Raw genomic sequence first — 16,009 nt, 5'->3', positions numbered from 1 at the left:
CAACGATCAGCTCCGCCGGGCCGAAGGAGCCGGCGTCAGGCACGAATCATCGAGGCTAGACGGTGTTCGAATCGGTCGGGTGCGACAGCAGCACAGGCGCGGCGCACTCGGCCGTTCACGCCGTCGGGGTGCCCCGCGAGCCGAGTGCGCCTGGACTACTCTCGCCGTCGTGGACACTGCGGAGATCGATGCACCGGTCGTCGGCGTCACCGTCTATCCGGACCGGGCGCGGGTCACCCGCCGCGGCGTCACCCGGTTGACCGCCGGCCGACACCGGGTACGCATCGCGCCGCTGCCGCTCGGGCTGCGTCGGGACTCGGTCCGGGTCGGCGGCCGAGGTCCGGCCACTGTGCTCGGCGTGGACGTGACCACCTGGCGGCAGGCCCGCAGCACCGACACGCAGGTGGTCGGGTTGGAGCAGCGTCGCCGCGAGATGGCCGACGAACTCGCCGAAGTGGACGACGCGGACGGGATCGAGGAGCAGCGCGGGCAGTTCCTCGCCCGGTTGGCCGAGCGGGCCGGTGGCACGTACGCCCGCGCCCTGGCCGCCGGTGACGCGGCGCCCAGCGACGTGGCCACCTTCACCGACGCGGTGGCCGCGCAGCTCGCCGACTCCCGGACCCGCCGCCGCGGGCTGGCCCGTCGGCGCACCGAGTTGGCGGAGGAGTTGGCCGCGGTCGGGCGCGATCTCGATGCGGCGCAGGGCAAACGGGAGCCGGATCGGTTGGCCGTCGAGGTGATCCTGGCGGCGGAGGTCGACGACACCGACGTCGAACTGGAGCTGACCTACCTCGTGGACGGGGCCCGGTGGCAGCCCTCCTACGATCTGCGGCTGGTCGACGACACCATGACCGTGACCTGGTTCGGGGCGGTCAGCCAGAGCACGGGGGAGGACTGGCCGGAGTGTGAACTCCAGCTCTCCACCGCCCGACCGGCGGCGACGACAGGCGTACCCGAGCTGTCGCCGTGGTATCTCGACCGGGTGCGACAGGTGTCGCCGGTCGCGATGGCGGCGGGCATGCCGATGATGATGCCGCCGCCGTCCGGGCCGGCACCGGCCGGCGGCGTTCCGGTCCGTGCCGCGGCGCGTGCGAAGCTCCAGGAGAGCGTCGCCGAGGTGGAGCAGGGGATCAGCGCCGCCACCTACCGGCCGGCCCGGCCCGTGGCGGTGCCGGCCGACGGCAGCGCGCACCGGGCCACCATCGCCGTGCTGGAGCTGCCGACCCGGCTGGACCACGTCACCGTGCCGGTGCGGGTCGCTGACGCCCATCTGCGCGCCACCGTCCGCAACACCTCCGAGCACACGTTGCTGCCCGGACCGGCCGCGGTGTTCCACGACGCCGACTTCGTCGCATCCACCAGGCTGCCGACGTGGGCACCGGGTGAGGAGACCGAGGTGGCGCTCGGCGTGGACGACCGGCTGCGCGTGGAGCGCAAGCTGCACCGGCGCACCGAGACCAGGGCCACCCTCGGTTCGACCCGGCGACGGGAGGTGGAATACCTGATCACCGTCGCCAACCACACGCCCCGACCGGCGACCGTCGAGGTGCGCGACCAGCTCCCGGTCTCACGCGACGAGGGGGTGGTGGTACGGGAGACGACAGTCGTGCCGCCGCCGGTCGAGCGTACCGAGATGGGCGAGCTGACCTGGCGGCTGTCGCTCGCACCCGGCGACAGCGGCGAGATCGCGCTCGGTTTCCGGGTCGAGCTGGCCAAGGGCGTCGAGCTGAACGGCTGGCGCGAGTAGCCGTCAGCGCGACTGCCCACGAGCCTCGGCGGATGGCCGGGACGGCTCAGATGTCACCGAAGCCGTACGAGCCGACCACCGTGGCCTGCTCGAACTGGGGTGGGGCGGCGCAGCGCGAACGGATGCCCTCCTGGAAGCGCTGGAAGGCGGCCGTGTCGGTCAGCGCCGTCGAGCCTTCCTCGGCCACCAGCACGTGCATGAACTCGGTGCCGTCACCCAGGCGGAACGTCGCGTAGTGCAGCCCGGCCGGCCGGGCCTGCGCCAACTCGGCGAAGACGTCCTCGACCAGCTTGGCGTTCTCGTCGGTGACCTCTGGCCGGGTGGTGTAACGGATGACAGTGGTCTGGCGCATCGTCGTCCCTTCAGCGGCTGAAAGGCAAACGATCGCCCACCGCCGTCGGATGCGCATCTTCGGTCTTGCTCCCCGACAGCACCGGCACCGGACGATCCGGCGGGCCTGATCCTGTCGAGACGACCGGCGGTGTCGGTTCGGGTCCGGCACGATGGGCTGGTCAGCGAGGTGGCGTGCCGCCGCGCGGGCGACGTGCCGGTGGTCGCCATGCGCAGGAGGTGGCGGTCGACCTCGCCCGAAATGGGGGAGCGGACATCATGCGGGGCAGCCAGAAGGTCCGGCACCTCCAGGCCGACGTCGACGGCCTGGAGGTGTTCTACCGCGAGGCCGGGCGTCCCGGCCAGCCGACGGTCCTGCTGCTGCACGGATTTCCCAGCTCATCGCACACCTTTCGTGAGGTCATGCCCGTACTCGCCGACGTCGCACAGGTGATCGCGCCGGACCTGCCCGGCTTCGGCATGTCGTCGTCGCCGACCGTCGGCGACTACGACTACACCTTCGACAACCTGTCGCGGACGATCGAGCACCTGCTCGACCAGTTGGGCGTCGAGCGCTTCTTCGTCTACCTGCACGACTTCGGCGCACCGGTCGGCTACCACCTGGCCACCCGCGACCCCGCCCGCATCCGCGGCCTCATCGTGCAGAACGGCAACGCACACTCCGACGGCCTGGGGGAGCAGTGGGACAGCGCCCGGGCGTACTGGGCCGACCCGACCGACGACCGGCGCGCCGCACTGCCGGACTGGTTGAACTTCGCGGGCACCCGCGACCAGTACCTCGCCGGCCTGCCCGAACATCTGCGAATCCTGCACGCACCCGAGTCGTGGCACCTCGACTGGGCGCGGATGAGCCGACCCGGCACCATCGACGCGCAGTTCGCGCTCTTCACCGACTACGCCAACCACGTCGCCCGCTTCGCCGAGATCGCCGAATACCACCGCGCTCACCAGCCGCCGGCGCTCGTGCTGTGGGGCCGGCACGACCCGTACTTCGACGTCGAGGAGGTCCTCGCCTACCACCGGGCCCTCGACCGCATGGACGCGCACCTCTACGACGGCGGACACCTGCTGCTGGAGACCCATGCGATCGAGTGCGCCGACCTGATGCGCACGTTTGTGCTCGACAACAGCTGAGCCGCCCGTCGGGCCCTTAGCGGCAGGACGTGATCAAGGCGGTCCTGCACCCGTGACGGGATCAGCCGCCCCCGCGGAACCCGCAGGGGCGGCTGATCGGCGTACGGCTACCGGCCGGCGCACAACGCGGCGTCGAAGGCGTCGAGCACCCGGAAGACACCGTCGGCCACCGGGCTGGAGTCGGCGGTCACCACGAGGGTCACCGCGCGACCGTCCGCGGTGATCGCAGCCCGGCTGGAGTACCCGTCGATGTCACCGCCGTGCCCCCACGCCCGACCGCCGCAGCTCAGGTCGAACCCGACGGTGCCCAGCCCGTAGTGCCACACCAGGTCGGGCAGGGCCTCGCCGCCCGGATAGAACGGGTTGCTGGTCCGCATCTGCGCCAGCGTCGCCGGCTTGATCAGCTTGCCGTTCTGCAACGCCACCAGGAACCGGTTGAGGTCACTCGGCGTGGAGATCATCTGTCCGGCGGCCCCGCCGATCGAGGGATCGAGCCGGGTGATCTCGGTCCACTTCCCGGTCTCCGGGTGGGGGAGGTAACCGTTCGCGTGCGGCTTGCGGATGCCCTGGTCGCCGACGCCCGGCCAGTAGGTCTTCCGCAATCCGACCCGGTCGATGATCCGGTTGGTGATCACCTCGCTGATCGGTCGTCCGGTCACCTTCTGCACGAGCAGGCCGGCCAGGATGAAGTTGGTGTTGCTGTAGTGCATCGTGGTGCCCGGCACCGGGCTCGTCGGCTCCTTCACGAAGGCCGAGTCGAGCAGGTCGCGTGCTTCGAAGTACCTGTCGCGCCACTGGAAGACGTGCGGCAGATCGTAGTCCGGCAGGCCGCTGGTCTGCTCCAGCACGTGCCGCACGGTGATGTTCCGCCCGTCGAAGCCCTTGCCGCGCACCAGACCCGGCAGGTACGTCTCGATCGGCTCGTCGAGGCTGACCTCGCCGTCGTCGACGAGTTGCAGGACGGCGACAGCGGTGAACATCTTGGTGTTGCTCGCCATGCGGATGTACCCGTCGGTGGGGACCTTCGCCCGGGTCCGCAGGTCGGCGACGCCGGCGGTGTAGTTGGTGACGCGACCGTTGCGGTCCCGTACCGACGCGAGCGCCCCCGGCGCGACCCCGGCCCGCACCAACTCGTTCAGGCTGGTCTGGACGGTGTCCTTCGGCGGCTTGGCGGCCGCCGGATCAGCGAGCCGTACGCCGACGGCGGCGAACCCGACCACCGCGACGGCAGTCAGCACCGCCGTCACCCGCCGACCGGTGCGGATCCCCGTGAATTTCCCGATGGTGTGCACAGAACCTCCCCTTGACTCGGCGGATCGCATACGACCTGCAGCGATCCGTGAAAATGACGAACCGTCCCGACCCGCGTTCACTCCTTCACCCCGATGCCGTCGACCGGTGGGGTGCGCAGGAGCGCGCCGATGGGCAGCACGGTGGTGGCCAGCGCGAGCAGCGCGGTGCCGCCGATGATCGATATCCAGCCGGCGGTCGGGACGTACGGCACCGGCTGGCCGGTAAGCGTCCGGACCACCGACACCAACGTGATCGCGGCGATCGCGCCGCCGACCAGCAGAGACGTGCCGAGCAGACCGACCTGTTCGGCGTGCACCATCCGCTTGACCTGACGCCGGGTCACCCCGACCAGGCGGAGCAGGGCCAGTTCGCGGCCCCTGGCCAGCGCCGCCATGACCATCGTGTTGGCCGCCGCCAACGCCGCGTAGCCGACCATGACGCCGATGAGCAGCTTGTTCAACCAGGCGCTGAGCGCCAGATCCTTCGCCAGCTCGCCGTTCATCGCCGCCGTGTCGATCAGGGCACTGCCCGGGTGCCGGTCGACCAGGTCGGTGAGGGCGGCGCCACCGTCCTCGGTGCGGATCAGGACCTGGTCGTCGAGGTTTGTCGCGGTGTGGCCGTCGACCGTCTCCCGGTTGAGGGTCACGTCACCGAAGCCGAGCCCTCGTTCGTAGAGGGCGACGACCCGCAGCGTCACGGGCGTGCCGTCGCCCAGCCACATCGCCACCTGGTCGCCGAGCTTCACCCCCTGCGAGGACGCCTGCAGGGTCGACAACGCCACGGTGGCGCCACGCAGGTCGGCGAGCCTTCCCTCGGTGACCTTGAGATCGAGGGTCCGGTCGGCGCTGTCGGGGTCGACGGCCTGCGCGCCGACGTCCTGCGGCTCACCCATCACCCGGGTGATCACCGAGGTACGTCGGATCCCGGTCGCGGCGACCACCCCGGGCACCGCGCGGGCGTCCGCGACGGCGCTCTCCGGCAGCCCGGCCGGCGACAGCAACGCGTGCTGGGCCAGCAACCCGTCGCGGGTCTGCTCGACCGTCTGCCGTTGCAGGTTGTCCTGGAGGAACCAGACCGAGCCGCCGAAGCCCACCGACAGCACCAGCGCGGTCAACACCGTCACCATGCCCTGCGCGTTGGCCCGCAGGTTCGCCGCGGCCAGGTATCCGCTGTCGCCCCAGACGGCCCGCAGCACCGGGCCGAGTGCCCGCGCGGCGTACCTGTTGATCCACGGGGCGAGCAGGGCGGCGGCGAGCACGAAGACGTACAGCATGCCGAGCGCCGCGCCGAGTGCGGCCGGGCCCCGCGCCGCCGTGGTGACCATGGTGAGCGAAACGCCGGCGCCGAGCGTGACCAGCCCGATCACCAGCCGGGTCCGGCTGCTGCGTGGCGGCTCCACGGCCACCTCGCCGAGCGCCTCGGTCGGCCGGATGCGGACCGTGCGAGCGGCGGCGATCAGTGCCGCCGTCACCGCCACCAGCAGCGTCACGGCGGTCACCGCCACGGCGGAGAGCACGCCTCCGCTGAGCGGGAAACCGTCCGGGACGAACCCCCGCGCGATCAACTGCCGGTGCACCCAGCCGGTCACGAACAGCCCGGCTGGGATGCCCACCACGACCGCGACGAGGCTCACCTGCACGACCTCGGCGAGGAGCAGCCACCGGACCTGGCCGGGCGTCGCCGCGACGGCCCGCAACAGGGCGAGGTCGCGGCGGCGGTGGCGGACCGCCAGCCCGACGGTGCCGGCGACGACGAACACGACGAGCGCCACCACATAACCGCCGAACGCCGCGCCGACCTGGATCAGCAGGTCACGCGCCGCGAGGGCCTCGGACTGCGCAGACGTCGCGCGGTCGGCGCCGGTGTACACCTTCGCCCCGGCCTCGGCGGACAGTCGGCGGACCTCGGCCAGCACGGCGGAGGTGTCCGCGTCGGACGCCAGCACGATCCCGATCGCGTCGGCCCGCCCCGGGCGCGGGTTCAGCGCGGCGGCGTGGTGGTCGGTGAAGAAGAGGGCCGCCGGCCAGTCACCGTCGACGGCACGTTCCACCACACCACTGACCGTGTACGTGCGGTATGCGCCGCCGACCAGGACCGGAATCCGGTAGCCGGGGCGTACCTCGTCCTCGGTGGCCTCGGCGAGCCGCCGGTCGACGGCGACCTCGCCGTCGGCGTTCGGCTGGCGGCCGTCGACGATCCGGTACGGCGTGAGCGCGGCGCTGCTCCAACCGTGGGCGAGGGTGTGCGGCGTCGCCGCGATCGGTACCACCGCCCGGATCGATCGGTCGACGGCGACGATCGTGATTCCGGGTACCTGCCGGAGCTGTGCGGCCAGGTCGGCCGGAACGGTCCCGCCTTCGGGCAGCGGCACCGTCGTCGTGGTGGTCGTACCGTCGAACTCTTTGCCGGTGATCGTGATGGCGTGGTTCGCGACGACGATGTCGGCGGCGGCGTACCGCTGGGGGGCGGGCTTGTAGCGCAGCCCGGACTCGACAAGCAGACCCACCGACATCAGGATCATGACGCCGCAGGCGAGGGCGACGAGGGTGGCGATCGCGCTTCCGATCCGGTGCCGCAGCATCCGCAGAGCCAGTCCCAGCATGGTTCAGCTCCCCTGCGCGACGAGCTGACGACGCCCGAGCAGCGCCAGGTGCTCGGCGATCCGCTCCGCACCCGGCTGCGGCATGTCCTGCACGATCCGGCCGTCCGCGAGGACCATCACCCGGTCGGCGTACGAGGCGGCCACCGGGTCGTGGGTCACCATGATCACCGTCTGTCGGGTCTGGTCGACCACCGATCGCAGCAGGGCCAGCACCTCGGCGGCGGTCTGCGTGTCCAGCGCACCGGTCGGCTCGTCACAGAAGATCACCTCGGGGCGCATCGCCAAGGCTCGGGCGATCGCCACCCGCTGCTGCTGCCCGCCGGACAGCTCGGCCGGCCGGTGGTGCAGCCGATCGGTGAGCCCGACCCGGTCGATCACCTGCCCGAGCCAGTCGGGGTCGGGACGCGCGCCGGACAGTCGCAACGGCAGGTGGATGTTCTCCTCGACGGTCAACGCCCCGATCAGGTTGAAGGCCTGGAAGACGAAGCCGATCCGGCTGCGCCGCAGCTTGGTCAGCTTCGTCTCCGACAGCCGCGACAACTCCTGGTCACCGATCCACACCTGACCGGAGGTGGGCCGGTCCAGGCCGGCCGCGGTCTGCAGCAGGGTGCTCTTGCCGGAACCCGACGGCCCCATCACCGCGGTGAAGGTGCCGCAGTGAAACTCCACGTCGATGCCGGCGAGCGCGGTGACCGCCTGCGGGCCGGTGCCGTAGACGTGGGTGAGTTGTCCGACGCGGACCGCTGTCTCGGCGGATCCTCCAACGATGGCGGGCATGAATGTCTGCCTCTCCGTGATCTCGGCAAAATCGAGTGCACGGAAAAGCTATGGCGATACCGGTTTACGGACGATCTAGCGTACGGGCCGATCGAGGTACAGCAGGCTGTACTAATTGCGGCCCTGGGTGTCCTTGAGATAGCGCAGCACCGCGGCCACCCGGCGGTCGGCACGGTCGTCCGGGGCGAGGCCGAGCTTGGCGAAGATGTTGCGGATGTGCTTGTGCACGGCCCCTTCGGTGACGAACAACCGCTCCGCGATCGCGGTGTTGCCGAGCCCCTCGGCCATCAACGCGAGCACGTCGCGTTCACGTGCGCTCAGCAGACCCAGCGTGCTGTCCGGGCGGCTGCGGGCGAACAGCTGGCTGACCACCTCGGGATCGATCGCGGTGCCGCCCTGCGCGACGCGGTGCAGCGCGCTGAGGAACTCCTCGACCCGGCCGACCCGTTCCTTGAGCAGGTAGCCGAGCCGTACCGCCCCCTCGGCCAGCAGGTCGGTGGCGAACGCCTGCTCGACGTACGCCGAGAGGACAAGCACCGCGAGGCCGGGATGGCGGCGGCGGGCCTCGACTGCGGCCACGATGCCCTCGTCGGTGTGCGTGGGCGGCATCCGGACGTCGACGATCGCCACGTCCGGCCGGAAGGTGTCCACTGCGGACAGGAACGTGGTCGGCGAGTCGGTGGTGGCGACCACGTCGAGCGATTCGGCCCGCAGCAGCAGCGCCAGCCCCTCACGCAGCAGGGCGTCGTCCTCGGCGATCACGATCCGCACGTCAACTCCACGAATATCGTCGTCGGCCCACCGGGTGGGCTGGTCAGGGTGAACCGGCCGTCATGGGCCTCGACCCGCCGCCGGATGCCGCCGATGCCCGAGCCACGTCGCTCGTCGGCACCGCCGTGGCCGTCGTCGGTGACCGACAGGTACAGCCGGTCGGCGTCGCGCCGGACGGTGACCGCCGCGCTGCCGGCACCGCTGTGCCGGGCGACGTTTGTCAGCGCCTCCGCCACCACGAAGTACGCCGTCGCCTCCACCGACGCGGCGCAGCGGCCCGGCACGTCGACCTCCACCGTGCACGGCACACCACAGCCGGCGGCCAGACCGTGCAGCGCTCCGGCGAGCCCACGGTCGTCGAGCACCGGCGGCAGGATGCCCCGCACCACCGCCCGCAGCTCCGCGAGCGCCGACTCGGCCGCGTCCTGCGCCCGCTCCAGCACCTGCGCGGCCTGCGCCGGATCACGCGCCAGGGCCCGCCGGGCGGCACCGAGCAACACGGTGACCGCGACCAGCCGGTTCTGCGCCCCGTCGTGCAGGGAACGCTCGATGCGGCGCAACTCGACCGCGTGCGCGTCCAACGCCGCCGCGCGGGTGGCGGTCAGTTCCGCGATCCGCAGCGAGGCGTCGACGTCGCGCGGCGGCGCCAGCAACAGTCGTCCCGGCAGCGCCTGAAGGCGGGCCATCCGAGGGCCGAGCGCGATGGCCACGGCGAGCCAACCGACGCCGATCATCGCGACCACCAGTGCGTCGGGCAGCCCGTCGATGCGCCACATGACGATGCCCGGACCACCGTCCTCGGGCGGCAGCAACCAGAAGTAGAGCGGGAACAGCAGGTACTGCACGGCGGACAGCGGCAGCGACAGCCCGAGCACGCCCAGCACGAACCCGGCCGTGCCGTGTATCGCCACGAAGGCGCACTCGCGCCGTACCCACGGGTCGCGCAGGGCGTCGCCCAGGCCGACCGGGACCGGTGGCGGGGCGGGCAGCTGGAACCCCCACCGGGACAGCCGGGCCCGTTCCCGCTCGGCGACCGACCGCACCGCCTTCAACGCGGACGGGACGACCACCAGACCGATGCCGACCACGCTCGCGATCGCCACCACGAACAGCAGCAGGAACGCCACCAGCGCCAGGATCGCCGTACCGAGACCGCCGACGAGGTGTTCCAGAGCGTCGACGGTGATCCGTACGCGTTCGTGCAGGTACCGCCGTACCGCGTGGTCGCGATCCGCCTCGGTCCCGTCGCGTGACCCCCCGGAATCCCCACCCGCGTCTGCGCCCGCCATGCCCACCTCCCCGGCAGAGACGATAGGCGACCGCCCCCGACGCCGGCCCGCGGCGGCGGAAAAGGTACAGCCTGCTGTACCTGGATCGGGTTGCTGACTGGATCGTCGACCGCCGGCCGGCTGCCTAGCGTTGTCGTCATGGTCAACCACGACACGCAGGGAGCAGCCATGATCGACCAGCACCGTCACGCCTCCGCCGGTACCGCCGCCACGCCTGACAACGACGCCCGTAACCTGCTCCGCCCGGTGCTGTGGCTGCTGCTGATCCTCAGCGCCGCCGCCAACATCACCATGTCGGTGGTCGGCGCGTACGCGATCGGTTCCGGATTCGGGCTGATCACCGTGGCCTGTGCGGTGGCGCTCGTCGTGCACCACTACCGCCACCGTCGCGCCTAGCCGCGAGCCGGGGCCTGCGTCCAGGGCCGGCGTTCGAGGGCCAGCGGAGCTTGGCAGCCTGGAAGATGCCGTGTCCGGCGCGCCGCCGCGACGATGAGATGACCAGCCCGCCGGCCCTGGAGGAGTCCGATGTCCATCCACGACGTACGAGTCGACGTCATGGAGCCGGTCGAGTTCGCCCGGCTGGTCAAGCGCACCCCGGTCGAGGAACTACGCCAGGTTCTCCACGGTGCACGGCGTACCGAGATTCTCGACCATCTGATCGGCGGAATGCCCGCCGCGTTCCGTCCGGAGGTCGCCGGTCGTACCCGGGCGGTGGTGCACTGGCGCATCGGTGACCGGCCCGACGGCGGAGTCGACAAGTACGAGATGGTCATCGCCGACGGGGTCTGCACCCTGTCGCCGCGCGCCGACGGCACGCCGCAGCTGACCCTGGACCTCGCCGCCGCGGACTTCGTCCGCCTGGTCACCGGAAACGCCCGCGCCGTCATGTTGGTGATGAAGGGCAAGCTGCAGACCCGCGGCGACCTCGCGTTGACCGCCCGGTTCCCGAAGCTGTTCGCCGCCCCCCGGCCCTGAGCGGGCGAGGTCCGACCGCGCCCGGACCTCGCCCGTCACCGGGTACCGACGGTCAGCGGTACGGCATCATCGGGAACCAGCCCACGCCGAACATCGCGGGGACTCGCAGATCCCAGTAGACGACGGTGAAGACACCAAGCATGAGCATCAGCCCGCCGGTCACCACGGCGCTGCGCGACGGATCGGACGCCCACTGCAGGAAACGACCGCGGGTGACGAGCACGATGATGGCGAACAGCACCGCCACGATCAGGATGTTGCCCAGCGACTGGAGGACGAACGCCATAGCCCCGTTGAGCGGGTTCCCGGTGTCCACGGCCCAGTGGAACAGCTTGTTGAACAGCGGGTACGGCCGGCCGATGAGGAAGCCGCCGATGAGGGCGCCGATGGTGACCACCCGGGCCACCGGGCGACGGGCGAACACGTCGGGCAGGATGCCGAGGGCGGCCAGGCCGAGATAGGCCAACGCCAGCCCGATGAGGCCGAACACCACGGACGACTGGATGAGCCGGACCGGCATCTCGCCGACCATCTCGGTCGACAACTGCGGCAGCCGGTCACCGAGCATCACTCCGACCGCCCCGTACACCGCGGAGACGGCCACCATGCCGACGGTCATCCAGCCGACCGGGCGCAACAGCGTGGCGACGGTGTGCCGGGCGATCCCGGTACGTTCCGTGCTGGCCTGGGTCAGCGGGCCGACCGACGCCATCATGGCGATGTTGCAGGCGGTGAAGGTGCCCGCCAGCCCGGAGACGAAGGCGAAGATCAGCCCGGCGGCTGTCCCGGCGATGGGTGTCTCCTTGGCGTCGTGGCCGAGCGCCGCGTTGGCCAGGGTGTCGCCGATGACCGAGTCGACGAGTTCGAACGACCACACGACAGCCAGCAGGATTCCGCCGAGGATGGCGATCACGGTGGCCCGTACCGGTGGCCGGGGTTTCGTCGCATCTATCGATAGCGTCTCGCGGCTGTCAAGGTGGGCCATCTCGACCGTCCTTCCGTCGTGCTCAATTCGGGGGTGTGCGGCCCGGTCGCTGCCGTGCTCGCGCAGATAGCATCGAAGGTTCGTCAGTGGATGACGTCTCGTATCGTGCGGACTTCGGCATTGATCAGCGGCAACGTCCGCCGTTCGGCGGCACTGTGCCGGTTTTCGGGAGAACTGTCGTCCTCGCAGGATCGTCCGAGTGGCCGATTCGCCGTCGCACCGGCGCACAGCAGGGTTGCGGTATGACCGCCGTCTGTTGAGTGGCCGCGCCGAAGAGGAGTGCCGATGGACGCATTGCGAAGGACCTCACTGGCCGCTGGCGGGCTCTATGTGCTCACCTTCGTCTCGATTCCGACCGTCGCGCTCTACGGGCCGGCACGCGACCCGGATTTCGTCCTCGGCACCGGGTCCGAAACCTCGGTCCTCGTCGGCGCTGTCCTCGAGGTGATCGTCGCGCTCGCCTGCATCGGCACCGCCGTGGTGCTGTACCCGGTGGTGAAGCGGCAGGGCCCCACCCGGGCGCTGGGCTTCGTCAGCGTCCGGATCCTCGAAGCCGCCTGCATCTTCATCGGTGTCGCGAGCCTGCTGACGATCGTGGCGCTGCGGCGGCAGGAAGTCGGCGCGGAGGCGGCGGTCACCGGCCAGATGCTTGTCGCCTCCTACGACTCGGTCTTCCTGGTCAGCCAGAGCCTCATCCCGGCGGCGAACGCGTTGTTGCTGGGCACGCTGTTGTACCAGGCACGCCTCGTGCCGCGGGTTCTTCCGGTGCTCGGCCTCGTCGGTGCGCCGCTGCTCGTCGTCTCGGACCTGTGTGTGTTGTTCGGTCTCTGGGACCGGCTGTCCCCGGTGACGGCGATCGGGGCGCTGCCCATCGCCGTCTGGGAGTTCTCGCTGGGTGTCTACCTGATCGTCTGGGGCTTCCGGCCGTCCCCTGTCACGGCGGGACTGCTCGCCACCGGCACGCCTGTCCGGGACACCGAGCCCGCGACGTAACTCGTACAACGGCGTACGGTTTATCTCGAACATGAATGTTCGAGACGGAGGTGCGCCGCATGACCGTCGACAAGCTCCTGCGCCGTTGGCCCGCAGCCCTCGGCGCGCTGGTCGCAGTCGGTACGGTGCTCGGCGTCGAGCATGGCGGCCAGATCGCCTCCGTCGTGGCGGCGTCCGGGTTCGTCTACATCGCCGCAGTGGCGCTCGGGCGTCCCGGCGCGGCCTGGTCCGCCTTCGGTGTCACATTCGTGCTCGTCGGGCCGACCACCTGGACGTGCTGGTCGGGGTGGGCCTGCTCGTGGTCACCCTGACGAGGTGACGGCGAGCGCCGCCAGCACGGTGTCGCGTACCAGCCGGGTGGCGTCCTCGGCCGGCACGTCGCCCCGGTGCACCGCGGCGGATGCCCCGTGCAACACCGCCTGGACGGTGGTGAGCTGCCACGACAGCGGCATGTCCCGGCGGAACACGCCCTCGTCCCGGCCACGTGCGACCAGAGCGCGCATCCGGCGAGCCGGCTCCTCGTGCACGCGCCGCATCTCCTCCGGCGTCAGCGCATCGCTCGCCGCGACCACGATCGCCCCGAACCGGTACGTCAGCTGCCAGGTCGCCGCCAGCAGGCGGGCCATCGCGTCCCGGGCGTCACCGTCGAGATCGACAGCGGTCAGGGCCTGGTCGGTGCTGGCGATCACCCGGCGGCTGACCGCCTCGACCAACGCCGCACGGGACGGGAAGTGACCGTAGAGCGTCACCCGGCCCACGCCCGCCGCCCTCGCGATCTCGTTGACACTCACCGCCGGGTCGGTGGCGAGCAGGGCGGTGGCGGCCTCAAGGATCGACTCGACGTTGCGGCGCGCGTCCGCGCGCCGGGCCGTCCCGTCGATCGCCATCCCGCTCACCCTGCTTCTCGAACAACGGTGTACGCCTTGAGTCTAGGGCCGATTCGGTGAAGGCCTGGTGGTCGCTGTCGGAGCTGTCCGTAGAAAGGACTGAAAGGCAGCTTCTGTCGCCGGTGTCATGGCCCGTTGGCGCGTGCCGAGGGCAGGGCCGGGTAGTCACCTCATGCGGAGAGGTCTCCATGCCCACGACATTCCCCCTGGCATACGTGGCACATGGGAAGGGAGAACGGTAATGGCAGTGGACGTGTACGTCATCGCGACATCGTCACTCGGCGACCGCAGCTACCTGGCCTCGGACGGGCAACAGGCGGTGGTGGTCGACCCGCAGCGCGACATCGACCGGGTGCTGTACCTGGCCGGCGAGAAAGGGGTGCGGATCACCCACGTGCTGGAGACGCACGTCCACAACGACTACGTCTCCGGCGGCCTGGAACTCGCCCGGATGACCGGGGCGCAGTACCTGGTCGCCGCGGCCGACGAGGTCGACTTCGCGCGAACTCCGGTCTCCGACGGCGAGGTGGTGCCGGTGTCGGACCAGCTGCGGCTGCGGGTGGTCGCCACTGCGGGCCACACCTTCCACCACCTGTCGTACGTCCTGGACGAGGCCACCGGCGGCGACTGGCGGCCGGTGGGCGTCTTCACCGGCGGATCGCTGCTGTTCGGTACGACCGGACGCACCGATCTGCTCGGCAAGCAGTACGCCCAGGACCTGGCCCACCAGCAGTACGCCTCGGCGAAGCGGCTGGCCGAGCTGCTGCCCGACGGGGTGCAGGTGTGGCCGACGCACGGCTTCGGCAGCTTCTGTTCGGCCAGTCAGGCCGACGCCCCCGACTCGACAATCGGCCGGGAGAAGCAGGTGAACCCGGTGCTGCGCCTGGCGGCGGACGAGTTCGTCGACCAGACCCTCGCCGGCCTCGACGCCTACCCGGCGTACTACGCCCATATGGGCGTGGCGAACCTCGCCGGACCGGCCCCGGTGGACCTCACTCCGGTGATCAGGGTGGACGCCGCCGAGTTGGGCAGGCGCATCGCCGCCGGCGAGTGGGTCGTGGACCTGCGGCACCGCAAGGCGTACGCCGCCGCCCACCTGGCCGGCACGGTCAGCCTCGGGCTCGACGGTCCGATGTCGACCTGGCTGGGTTGGCTGATCGACTGGGGCAAGCCGGTGACCCTGCTCGCCGAGAGCCCGGAGCAGATCGCGCACGCCCAGCGGGAACTGGTACGCATCGGTATCGACCGGCCGGCGGCACAGGCCACCGGCGAGGCCGAGCGGTGGGCGGCGGATCCCGGGCAGCTGCGGGAACTGCCGATGGCCGACTTCCCGGCCCTCGCCGCCGCACGTGCCGGGCGACTCCCGGCTGGTCTTCCCGCCCCGGACGTGCTTCTCGACGTGCGGATGACAAACGAGTGGCGCGGCGGCCACGTGGACGGTGCCGTGCACGTACCGCTTCCGGACCTGCCCGAGCGGCTCGCCGAGGTGCCCGCCGGCACCGTCTGGGTGCACTGTGGCTCCGGCTACCGCGCCGCCGCCGCCGCGTCGCTGCTGGTCAACGCGGGCCGCGAGGTCGTCGTCATCAACGACAAGTTCGACCGGGCCGAGGCGGCGGGCCTCGCCATGGTCGCGCCGACGACGCCGACCTGCGGTCGATGACCGAAGCGGCACGCCGGGATCGAATGTCTCGTTCCGGCTGCCCGCCTGCCTGCCGCGGGGTCAATCAACCAGCGGCGTCCCAACCTGAGTCCGGCCTCGTGGCGCGGAACACGCTCGAACGGGCCGGTGCCGTGGCATCGGCCCGTTCGAGGCCGTGATTGGTTACCGGTGCCCTCAGCTGCCGCTACAGACGGCGGCGGTTCCGCTACCGGTTCCGGTGCCCTGGAAACCGAAACTGGTGGTCTGACCGGCGCCCACCTGTCCGTTGTAGTGCTCGTTCCTCACGGTGATGATGCCGCTGCTGCCGGTGGACACGCCGTTCCAGATGTTGCTGACCGACACGCCGCTCGGCAGGTTCAGGGTGACTGTCCAGCCGTTGAGGGAGGTGCTTCCCGCGGTGACGTTGACGTTGGCGACGAAGCCGCCGTTCCACTGGTCCTGCACGGTGAAGACCGCCGTGCAGCCGCTTCCTCCGGGCGGCGGGCTGGCGGGCGGTGGCGTGGTCGGCGGTGGGCTGGTGGGCGGTGGGGTGGTGGGCGGTGGGG

General features: G+C 71.0%; 16 protein-coding genes. 7 read left to right on the top strand and 9 right to left on the bottom strand.

The annotated features are described in order from the left end of the window. Positions 1–169: 169 nt before the first annotated feature. On the top strand, positions 170–1,747 hold the full coding sequence (locus C1A38_RS28560; RefSeq protein ID WP_102660794.1) for a DUF4139 domain-containing protein: 1,578 nt from the start codon (positions 170–172) through the stop codon (positions 1,745–1,747). A 46-nt stretch (positions 1,748–1,793) separates the two neighbouring features. On the opposite strand, the gene C1A38_RS28555 is transcribed toward C1A38_RS28560, so the two are convergent. After that, entirely contained in the window at positions 1,794–2,099 is a 306-nt protein-coding gene (locus tag C1A38_RS28555) for a hypothetical protein (RefSeq protein ID WP_102660793.1), read from the bottom strand. 257 nt (positions 2,100–2,356) lie between these two features. Between C1A38_RS28555 and C1A38_RS28550 the strand changes: the two genes are divergently transcribed. Further along, the gene (locus C1A38_RS28550) at positions 2,357–3,232 is read left to right on the top strand and encodes an alpha/beta fold hydrolase (RefSeq protein WP_102660792.1); all 876 of its coding nucleotides are present in this window, start codon (positions 2,357–2,359) and stop codon (positions 3,230–3,232) included. A gap of 107 nt (positions 3,233–3,339) precedes the next feature. On the opposite strand, the gene C1A38_RS28545 is transcribed toward C1A38_RS28550, so the two are convergent. The 5 genes from C1A38_RS28545 to C1A38_RS28525 all read right to left on the bottom strand — a co-directional run bounded on the left by C1A38_RS28545 (position 3,340) and on the right by C1A38_RS28525 (position 9,964). Next, complete coding sequence (locus tag C1A38_RS28545) at positions 3,340–4,524, bottom strand: serine hydrolase domain-containing protein (RefSeq protein WP_233197087.1); 1,185 nt, start codon at positions 4,522–4,524, stop codon at positions 3,340–3,342. A 77-nt stretch (positions 4,525–4,601) separates the two neighbouring features. After that, on the bottom strand, positions 4,602–7,127 hold the full coding sequence (locus tag C1A38_RS28540; RefSeq protein WP_102660790.1) for an FtsX-like permease family protein: 2,526 nt from the start codon (positions 7,125–7,127) through the stop codon (positions 4,602–4,604). 3 nt (positions 7,128–7,130) lie between these two features. After that, on the bottom strand, positions 7,131–7,904 hold the full coding sequence (locus C1A38_RS28535) for an ABC transporter ATP-binding protein (RefSeq protein ID WP_102660789.1): 774 nt from the start codon (positions 7,902–7,904) through the stop codon (positions 7,131–7,133). 111 nt (positions 7,905–8,015) lie between these two features. Beyond that, complete coding sequence (locus C1A38_RS28530; protein WP_102660788.1) at positions 8,016–8,675, bottom strand: response regulator; 660 nt, start codon at positions 8,673–8,675, stop codon at positions 8,016–8,018. Beyond that, on the bottom strand, positions 8,663–9,964 hold the full coding sequence (locus C1A38_RS28525) for a sensor histidine kinase (protein ID WP_102660787.1): 1,302 nt from the start codon (positions 9,962–9,964) through the stop codon (positions 8,663–8,665). Before C1A38_RS28525 ends, C1A38_RS28530 begins: the two co-directional genes overlap by 13 nt. Positions 9,965–10,102: 138 nt before the next feature. Between C1A38_RS28525 and C1A38_RS28520 the strand changes: the two genes are divergently transcribed. Together C1A38_RS28520 and C1A38_RS28515 are read left to right on the top strand one after the other, a co-directional pair. After that, a complete protein-coding gene (locus C1A38_RS28520; RefSeq protein WP_233197086.1) occupies positions 10,103–10,360 on the top strand; it encodes a hypothetical protein in 258 nt (85 codons plus the stop codon). Between the two features lie 129 nt (positions 10,361–10,489). After that, on the top strand, positions 10,490–10,939 hold the full coding sequence (locus C1A38_RS28515) for an SCP2 sterol-binding domain-containing protein (RefSeq protein ID WP_102660786.1): 450 nt from the start codon (positions 10,490–10,492) through the stop codon (positions 10,937–10,939). Positions 10,940–10,991: 52 nt separating this feature from the next. Here C1A38_RS28515 and C1A38_RS28510 read toward each other — a convergent pair whose 3' ends face one another. Further along, positions 10,992–11,924, bottom strand: coding sequence for a hypothetical protein (locus C1A38_RS28510; RefSeq protein WP_102660785.1), 933 nt, complete (start codon positions 11,922–11,924; stop codon positions 10,992–10,994). Positions 11,925–12,209: 285 nt separating this feature from the next. On the opposite strand from C1A38_RS28510, the gene C1A38_RS28505 reads away from it, so the two are divergent. Both C1A38_RS28505 and C1A38_RS28500 read left to right on the top strand, forming a co-directional pair. Beyond that, positions 12,210–12,917 (top strand): DUF4386 domain-containing protein, encoded by a 708-nt coding sequence (locus C1A38_RS28505; protein ID WP_102660784.1) that lies wholly within the window; start codon positions 12,210–12,212, stop codon positions 12,915–12,917. Positions 12,918–12,976: 59 nt separating this feature from the next. After that, positions 12,977–13,228: a hypothetical protein gene (locus C1A38_RS28500; RefSeq protein WP_199180359.1), complete on the top strand. Its 252-nt coding sequence runs from the start codon at positions 12,977–12,979 to the stop codon at positions 13,226–13,228. Here C1A38_RS28500 and C1A38_RS28495 read toward each other — a convergent pair. Next, positions 13,220–13,804, bottom strand: a complete 585-nt coding sequence (locus tag C1A38_RS28495; RefSeq protein ID WP_102660783.1) for a TetR/AcrR family transcriptional regulator — start codon at positions 13,802–13,804, stop codon at positions 13,220–13,222. The two genes, C1A38_RS28500 and C1A38_RS28495, sit on opposite strands and share 9 nt — an antisense overlap. A 241-nt stretch (positions 13,805–14,045) precedes the next feature. On the opposite strand from C1A38_RS28495, the gene C1A38_RS28490 reads away from it, so the two are divergent. Continuing rightward, complete coding sequence (locus tag C1A38_RS28490; protein WP_102660782.1) at positions 14,046–15,464, top strand: MBL fold metallo-hydrolase; 1,419 nt, start codon at positions 14,046–14,048, stop codon at positions 15,462–15,464. Between the two features lie 174 nt (positions 15,465–15,638). On the opposite strand, the gene C1A38_RS28485 is transcribed toward C1A38_RS28490, so the two are convergent. Further along, positions 15,639–16,009: cellulose binding domain-containing protein (locus C1A38_RS28485; RefSeq protein ID WP_199180358.1), on the bottom strand; the 371-nt coding region annotated here is incomplete at its 5' end.

This window comes from Verrucosispora sp. ts21 (assembly GCF_002879555.1).
Taxonomy (GTDB): Bacteria; Actinomycetota; Actinomycetes; order Mycobacteriales; family Micromonosporaceae; genus Micromonospora; species Micromonospora gifhornensis.
This window is presented reverse-complemented; position numbering and strand designations above follow the sequence as displayed.